This is a genomic window from Pseudomonas sp. MAG002Y (genome assembly GCF_019400845.1).
GTDB classification, from domain to species: domain Bacteria; phylum Pseudomonadota; class Gammaproteobacteria; order Pseudomonadales; family Pseudomonadaceae; genus Chryseomonas; species Chryseomonas luteola.
The window spans coordinates 195,935-202,802 of the sequence record NZ_WOEJ01000010.1; the positions used below are offsets into that span (position 1 = coordinate 195,935).

Below are 6,868 nucleotides of genomic sequence, written 5' to 3' on the forward strand. Positions count from 1 at the left end.
TGTCATCAGCCGGAATCGCGTTCTGGCGCTTGCGGCTGTTTCGGAGTATAGGTGTGCAAACTTCCAATAAGAACGCACAAAAAAGCCGAACCGATATGCAAAAAAATCTCATGTCCCCTGCCGCACTTGACTGGGACGATCTCAAGTTTTTCCTGGAGGTAGCCCGGACACGAACGGCTACCGGCGCGGCCCGTAGGCTGGCGGTGGACTACACAACAGTGTCACGCCGTATCCGTATTCTGGAGCAGACGCTAGGCGCCTTACTGTTTGAAAAATCACGCAGCAGCGGCTTTGCAATGACCACCGAAGGCCAGCGGCTCCTGGGCTATGCAGAGGCTATCGAGAGCACGCTGCAATCGGCCTGTGAAGAGGTCGCCGGTGCAGGGCTTTCCCTGTCGGGACATGTCCGAATTGGCTCCACAGAAGGGTTCGGCAGCTTCTTCATCGCGCCGCAAGTCAGCCATTTTCAGCAAACCTATCCAAGCTTGACGGTCGATGTATTGCCGGTTCCGCATTTCATCAGCCTGTCCAAACGTGAGGCAGACATTGCCATTACCCTGGAGCGGCCTGAACGAGGACCTTACGTCTGCACGAAACTGTGCGATTATCAGCTTAGGCTCTATGCAACTCCGGGCTATCTAGAGCGGCACGGCCCCATTCATGATCGGAGCGATCTGGCTGAGCACACCTTTATCACCTATGTAGATGATCTCGCTTTTAGCCCGGAGCTGTTGTATTTGGAACACGCTGTTCCAAGCGCTCGATCGGTGTTACGCAGCACCAGTGTAATCGCTCAATATACAGCGGCGCTTCAAGGACGCTCGCTGGCGATCTTGCCCTGCTTTCTGGCCGGCCCGGATCCCCGTTTGCAACCGCTGCTTGCGGAGGAAATTCAGATAACACGGCATTTCTGGATGTATTGTCAGGAGGATTTGCGGGCATTGAAGCGCGTTACGCTACTTTGGGACTACCTCAAAGCCTGCGCCGAACTGAACGAACCACTGTTAAGCGGCGCCTCCAGTGAAATGAGATTCATCGATCCTTCGTGACTTGCAGCGCATCTAACGCTTCTACCACCCACAGGTTTTTACCGGACATATGAAACAAGTACGGTGCTCTATGTGTCCTTGTTACAAAATCGACAACGCACCGTTTCGAACACCCATACAGCGAAACGGCCTAACGCAGTATCCTAACGATCAGGTGCTGGTCGACGGGGCGGCGTTTCCACACTTCACCGAAACCTATCTAATGCACACCATCAGCCATGCCTCAACACCCTGACTGGATCATCTGCGAGCACTGCGATTCGGTCTACCATCGGCGCCTACTCGCGCGGGGCGAAGCTGCCCGCTGCGTGCGTTGCGATGCCGTGATCGAGCGCAGCAGACGGCTCAATGTCGAACAGTTGTTCGCCCTTACGCTGGCAGCTGGCATCCTGTTCATATTGGCCAACGTCTTCCCCATCATGCACATCAGCTTGCAAGGGCTGAGCAACGAGGCCACGCTCTGGGAATCTGTCGAGGCATTGGCTCAAGGTCGTATTACGTTGATTGCGCTGGTGGCAGGCCTGGCGATTATCTTCGCGCCGCTGTTTCAGATTCTGCTGCTGGGCTGGGTGCTGGGTTACGCTTATGTGGGCGAAATGGCCCCAGGGTTCAGGGCCTGTATGCGGGCGCTTGAGCATTTACGACCCTGGAGCATGCTGGAGGTCTGCCTGCTTGGCATTCTCGTAGCCATTATCAAACTGGCCGGTATGCTCAACGTTTCGCCTGGCGTCGGCTTATGGGCCATGGCCATGCTGACGGTGCTGATTATTCTCATTGCCGGTCGTGACATCCGCTACCTCTGGGATGATCTGGAGGTGCCGGTTATATGAATAAACCGCCCTACGCGCGCGAACTCAAGGTTTGCCTGTGCCATACCTGTGGATTTGTCTGCCCTGAGGGAGCGCATGAATGCCCGCGCTGCTATTCCCCGGTTCATACGCGCAAACCCAACAGCATCGCCCGTACCTGGGCGTTTCTGCTTGCTTCGATCATCTTTTATGTGCCGGCCAATGTCCTGCCGGTGATGTATACCAGCATGTTCAGCGGGGGCAGTGAAAATACGATCATGAGCGGTGTCATCGAGTTCTGGCAGCACGGCTCGTGGGACATCGCTATCCTGATTTTCATTGCCAGCGTTGCCGTGCCCTGCATGAAATTTTGCGTCCTGGGTACTTTGCTGATTACCTGTCAAAGGCGCAGCCGCTGGGCCATGCGCGAACGGGCCAAGCTTTATCGCTTCGTAGAGCTGATCGGCTATTGGTCGATGCTCGATGTATTGGTCGTGGCCTTGGTGGCTGCGCTAGTTCAATTCCGAGCCTTGAGCACGATCGAGCCCCGTCTGGGTATCCTGTTCTTTGGCCTGGTTGTTGTGTTGACCATGCTGTCTGCCATGAGCTTTGATCCGCGCCTGATCTGGGACGCTGAGGTAAATGATGTCGAATAACCCGAACACTGCTTTTCCAACCCCTGGCACGCCTCAGATCAGAAAGCGGCGCTTCAGTATTTCTCTGGTCTGGCTGGTCCCGATCGTGGCGGCTCTGGTAGGGCTATCCATGGTCGTCAACAGCTGGTTGCGCGCAGGTCCTCAGGTCAACGTCAGTTTTCAGACGGCTGAGGGGCTTGAAGCAAACAAGACCCAGGTAAAGTACAAGAACGTGGTAATCGGTACGGTTACCCGGATCGCCCTCAGCGAAGACCGCACCCACGTTACCGCCACGATTGACCTGGATAAGTCAGCCGAACCCTTTACGCGCGAGGATACCCAGTATTGGGTGGTCCGTCCGCGTATCGGCGCCAACGGGGTTTCCGGTGTAGACACACTGCTCTCCGGCCCCTTCATCGGTGCGGACGCTGGCCGTTCCGACGTGACCAAAAAAGATTTCGTCGGACTGGAAAACCCTCCTCCTGTCACCTACGGGCAAAGGGGCAAGCGCTTTACCCTTCATACCGACGATCTTGGCTCATTGGATATTGGCTCGCCGGTCTACTATCGCCGCATTCAGGTAGGCCAGGTCATCTCGTATAACCTGACGGAAGATGGCAAAGGGGTAGATGTTCAGGTGTTCGTCAATTCGCCCAACGATGCGTTTGTGACCGACGATACCCGCTTCTGGAATGCCAGCGGCATTGACGTCTCGGTTGATGCCAGCGGCCTGAAGGTCAACACCCAGACGATCCCCTCCATTCTGGCGGGCGGCATTGCCTTCCGGGAGCCTAATTACAGCCCGGACGCCAAACCAGCTCCAGAGCACTACGAGTTCACGCTCTATAACGACCAGCAGACGGCACTGGCGCCTCCCTCCGGCGAACCTCGGTTTATTCGCCTGCGTTTCAATCAGTCCTTACGCGGACTTGCGGTGAATGCTCCCGTGGAGTTCCTGGGGGTGAATATCGGCCGGGTTGTCTCAGTGGATCTTGATTATGACCCCAAAACGCAGCGGTTCCCGACTACGGTAGGTGCAGTGGTCTATCCGCAGCGTTTGGGCAGTGCCCATGACAAGCTGGTCAAGCAGATCGGCGGTGAAAGCGAAGAGCAATCCGCTCAACTGATCAAGCGTCTGGTCGAGCAAGGTCTGCGAGCCCAGGCCCGCACAGGCAACCTTCTGACAGGACAGCTTTATATTGCGCTGGATTTCGATCCTAAGGCGGCCAAGGTCAGCTTCAACCCCAACAGTCGTCCTCTTGAAATTCCGACGGTTCCAGGCGGGTTCGATAAGCTACAGGAGCAGCTGCAGGCCATGGTCGACAAGATCAGCAAGCTACCTATCGACTCGATTGCCAACAACCTGAACGGCAGCCTGAACGAGTTGCAGAAAACGATGAAACAGGTCAATGGCGATGTGTTGCCGCAAATGCGAGGTACGCTCGAGGAGCTGCAAAACACGCTCAAGACCGCCAACGAAACGTTGGATGAAGATTCGCCGGCACGTCAGCAGGTCAACCAGGCCATGGACGAGGTCCAGCGAACCGCTCGCTCCGTGCGTGTACTGACCGATTATCTGAGCCGCCATCCCGAGTCGCTGATTCGTGGCCGTACCGAGGAAGCGGCGCCCGGCTCCTATAAAGGGAAGTCATCCTCTCGAGACATTGAAATGGAGTCCCAGCCATGACCCTTCGCTTATCGCTGGCTGCAATAGCGGCCACGCTGGGGCTTGCCGCGTGCAGCTCAGCCCCTACGCATTACTACACGCTACTGCCTCCCCTGTCTGGCCAGGCGGCTTCTCACACCGCCCCCGCAGCGTTTCAGTTCGAGCTTGCGCCTGTGCGCATGCCTGTGCAGGTTGACCAGCCCCAACTGGTGGTGAGGCAAAGCAATGGTAGCCTCGCCATTCTGGAGTCCGAACGCTGGAGCGCGCCGCTTGGCGATGAATTTCATGACGCCCTGGCAGGTCAGCTGGAGCAACAGCTCGGCGTCCGGGATCTGGCAGGACTTCCCAAAACCTCCGGCAAGCCGGTGTTGACGCTACGCACTGATGTACGCCGCTTCGACATGCTGCCCGAGCGGTATGCCTTGATTGATGTGGTTTGGAGCCTTAACCTGAGAAGCGAAGGTAGCCTACGCCGAACATTGACCTGCAGCAGTATCATTCGCGAGCCTGCCGGCATGGAGCTTGAAAGCCTCGTCATAGCCCATCAGAAGGCTATTGCTACTCTAGCCAAAACCATTGCGCAAACCGCGCAGCGTTGGAACGAACTGCCGACTACAGAATGCCCATGATGATCGATTGGTACCTGCGTATCCGCCACGCCTGCTCACAAACCAGTGTCTTTGAAGTCTGTTTTGCCTTCGGCACCGCGTTTGTCCTGTTATTTCTACCCGTCGAACAAGCCAGCGGCCTAGCCAAGCGCTTGAGAGAACATAGCGCCTATTTTGTAGAAAGTACGGCCTTTTCGAGCGATGTACTCTTTAGCCTTGGCAATGAACTGAACTATCAAACCGGAACGTTGACCAGCTGCGGCATGTAAGCCACGCCTCCATATAGGGGGCTAAAACGCCCTCTTGTACCTACTGCGTGTTTACTCAGGCTTTACGGCTGATGAGCCCTTCTCACAGGCAGTAGGCTTCCTGCCTGTGTAGCCCCTGCTGTTTTGAACCAGGCCGCCTTTCAATACGTTCAAATAAGCGTTTTGAGACAGGGTAGAGACCGAACCTCCCATCAACCTCGGTATGCTCGCCCCCCTTGCCATACACAGGCTTGTTCCAAGCCGTACATGTATGGATGAATTTTATGGATACACCTTAGTAAAGAAATACAGGCCACACGCCAAGGAGTAATGATATGGACACCACGGAACCCTCCAGAGAAGCGTCATATTCGTCAAAATGGCAAGAGCGTTTTGCCTTTTACGACACCTATGGTGCACCTAAAACCGCTACCTGCAAAAAGGCATTCAAGCAGCTTCCTTTTCGAAAGAAGCTCCTGATCATTAGATGCTGGCCAGCCTTTTTTCTCGGACCTTTCTATTTGATTTTTGCTTTAGGTTTAAAGAAAAAAGGTTTAGCCATGTTAGGCATTGCCTTCTCTACCGGCTTACTTGAACTTCTGTTTCAGGAGCTGACGGGGATTGATGTCCCCCAAGCGCTTGACTTTGGCATTAGCATAGGCTTTGCGATTGCTAACTCAATGATCGCCAATTACGCCTATTATCTTAAAGAAATGAAAAATACGCAGAGCTGGAATCCGTGGGAAGGTTTCTCGGCTTTCGGATAGATTTGGGCGGGCTAGCTCTCTCAGCTTGGAAGACTTCGGTTTTTACAACGACGTTGGTTATTTATCAAAATAGCCAACGTACCTCTACTGTAAAACCTCTTTACAACGCCAAACTTGTCAGACATCTTATAGGTAGACCGGATAATTAATCTAAATAAGAAGGTGTTCCAGATGCATTCCGAGCCTGTTTTTCTCGCCAAACGCTCGCATAATCTTTCGCAGGAGCTGGCCAATATTCTCGATAGCCAGATACGCGATGGCCAGCTTAGCCCTGGCGCAAAACTGCCTTCCGAAGCGCAAATCATGAAGGCTCATGGCGTGAGTCGCTCGGTTGTTCGTGAAGCGCTTTCCCACCTTCAGGCAAACGGCAAGGTAGTCACCCGGCAAGGTATCGGCACATTTGTATGCGAGCCCATTATTCGGCTATCAGGCATGATTGATCCCTCCAGTGTAGAGACACTGCAGGATGTTCTTTCAGTCGTTGAAGTCCGAATCAGCCTTGAGTCCGAAGCGGCAGCCCTGGCAGCACAAAGACGCTCAGAGGCACATCTGACGCAGTTTAGAGCTCTGCTCGACCGTATGCAGGCACGGGCAAGAGCGTCCTCTCCCTCAGAGGATCTCGACATGGAAATGCACCTTTTGATCGCCCAGGCAACCGGTAATCGCTACTTTACAGAGATCATGAGTTGCCTTAGCCGAGAACTCATTCCACGTATGCGCCTGAACAAAGCCTTTAATGAAAGTTCGCTGTCCCAAGCCTATCTTGAGCGGCGCGATGCCGAACATGAAGACATCTATAACGCCATTGTCCGGCAGGATGCCATTGGGGCTGCAGCAGCTATGCGTCTGCACCTTAGTAACAGCCGAGAACGATTGGTAAAAGTGATGCAGTCACTTTAGAAGGGCCAGCTGCAATCAAAAAATAAGCAAAAGAGCATCATACCCACTTGTATGACGACTGATGAGAGGTTAGGCTAAATCCACAACAACAAACCTCATGGCTCTCAGCAGGGTGCAATACATGAATCCGCAAGAACTCAAGCACACCCTTTCATCCGGATTGCTGTCCTTTCCGGTAACCGATTTCGATGCGCAGGGCGACTTCCG

General features: G+C 54.3%; 8 protein-coding genes. All 8 read left to right on the forward strand.

Annotation, left to right across the window (positions count from 1 at the left end):
* The first annotated feature begins 95 nt into the window (after nucleotides 1–95).
* The 8 genes from GM154_RS15955 to GM154_RS15990 all read left to right on the forward strand — a co-directional run bounded on the left by GM154_RS15955 (nucleotide 96) and on the right by GM154_RS15990 (nucleotide 6,661).
* Nucleotides 96–1,049 (forward strand): LysR family transcriptional regulator, encoded by a 954-nt coding sequence (locus tag GM154_RS15955; protein ID WP_074826774.1) that lies wholly within the window; start codon nucleotides 96–98, stop codon nucleotides 1,047–1,049.
* A 218-nt stretch (nucleotides 1,050–1,267) separates the two neighbouring features.
* On the forward strand, nucleotides 1,268–1,879 hold the full coding sequence (locus GM154_RS15960; protein WP_219652766.1) for a paraquat-inducible protein A: 612 nt from the start codon (nucleotides 1,268–1,270) through the stop codon (nucleotides 1,877–1,879).
* Entirely contained in the window at nucleotides 1,876–2,493 is a 618-nt protein-coding gene (locus GM154_RS15965; protein WP_010798254.1) for a paraquat-inducible protein A, read from the forward strand. Before GM154_RS15960 ends, GM154_RS15965 begins: the two co-directional genes overlap by 4 nt.
* On the forward strand, nucleotides 2,483–4,159 hold the full coding sequence (locus GM154_RS15970; protein ID WP_074826334.1) for an intermembrane transport protein PqiB: 1,677 nt from the start codon (nucleotides 2,483–2,485) through the stop codon (nucleotides 4,157–4,159). The genes GM154_RS15965 and GM154_RS15970 overlap by 11 nt, the downstream gene beginning before the upstream one ends.
* Nucleotides 4,156–4,767: a membrane integrity-associated transporter subunit PqiC gene (locus GM154_RS15975; protein WP_219652767.1), complete on the forward strand. Its 612-nt coding sequence runs from the start codon at nucleotides 4,156–4,158 to the stop codon at nucleotides 4,765–4,767. The genes GM154_RS15970 and GM154_RS15975 overlap by 4 nt, the downstream gene beginning before the upstream one ends.
* Nucleotides 4,764–5,015, forward strand: coding sequence for a hypothetical protein (locus tag GM154_RS15980; RefSeq protein WP_219652768.1), 252 nt, complete (start codon nucleotides 4,764–4,766; stop codon nucleotides 5,013–5,015). The genes GM154_RS15975 and GM154_RS15980 overlap by 4 nt, the downstream gene beginning before the upstream one ends.
* 314 nt (nucleotides 5,016–5,329) lie before the next feature.
* Complete coding sequence (locus tag GM154_RS15985; protein WP_219652769.1) at nucleotides 5,330–5,761, forward strand: DUF2628 domain-containing protein; 432 nt, start codon at nucleotides 5,330–5,332, stop codon at nucleotides 5,759–5,761.
* Nucleotides 5,762–5,932: 171 nt separating this feature from the next.
* A complete protein-coding gene (locus GM154_RS15990) occupies nucleotides 5,933–6,661 on the forward strand; it encodes a FadR/GntR family transcriptional regulator (RefSeq protein WP_074826326.1) in 729 nt (242 codons plus the stop codon).
* Nucleotides 6,662–6,868 lie beyond the last annotated feature (207 nt).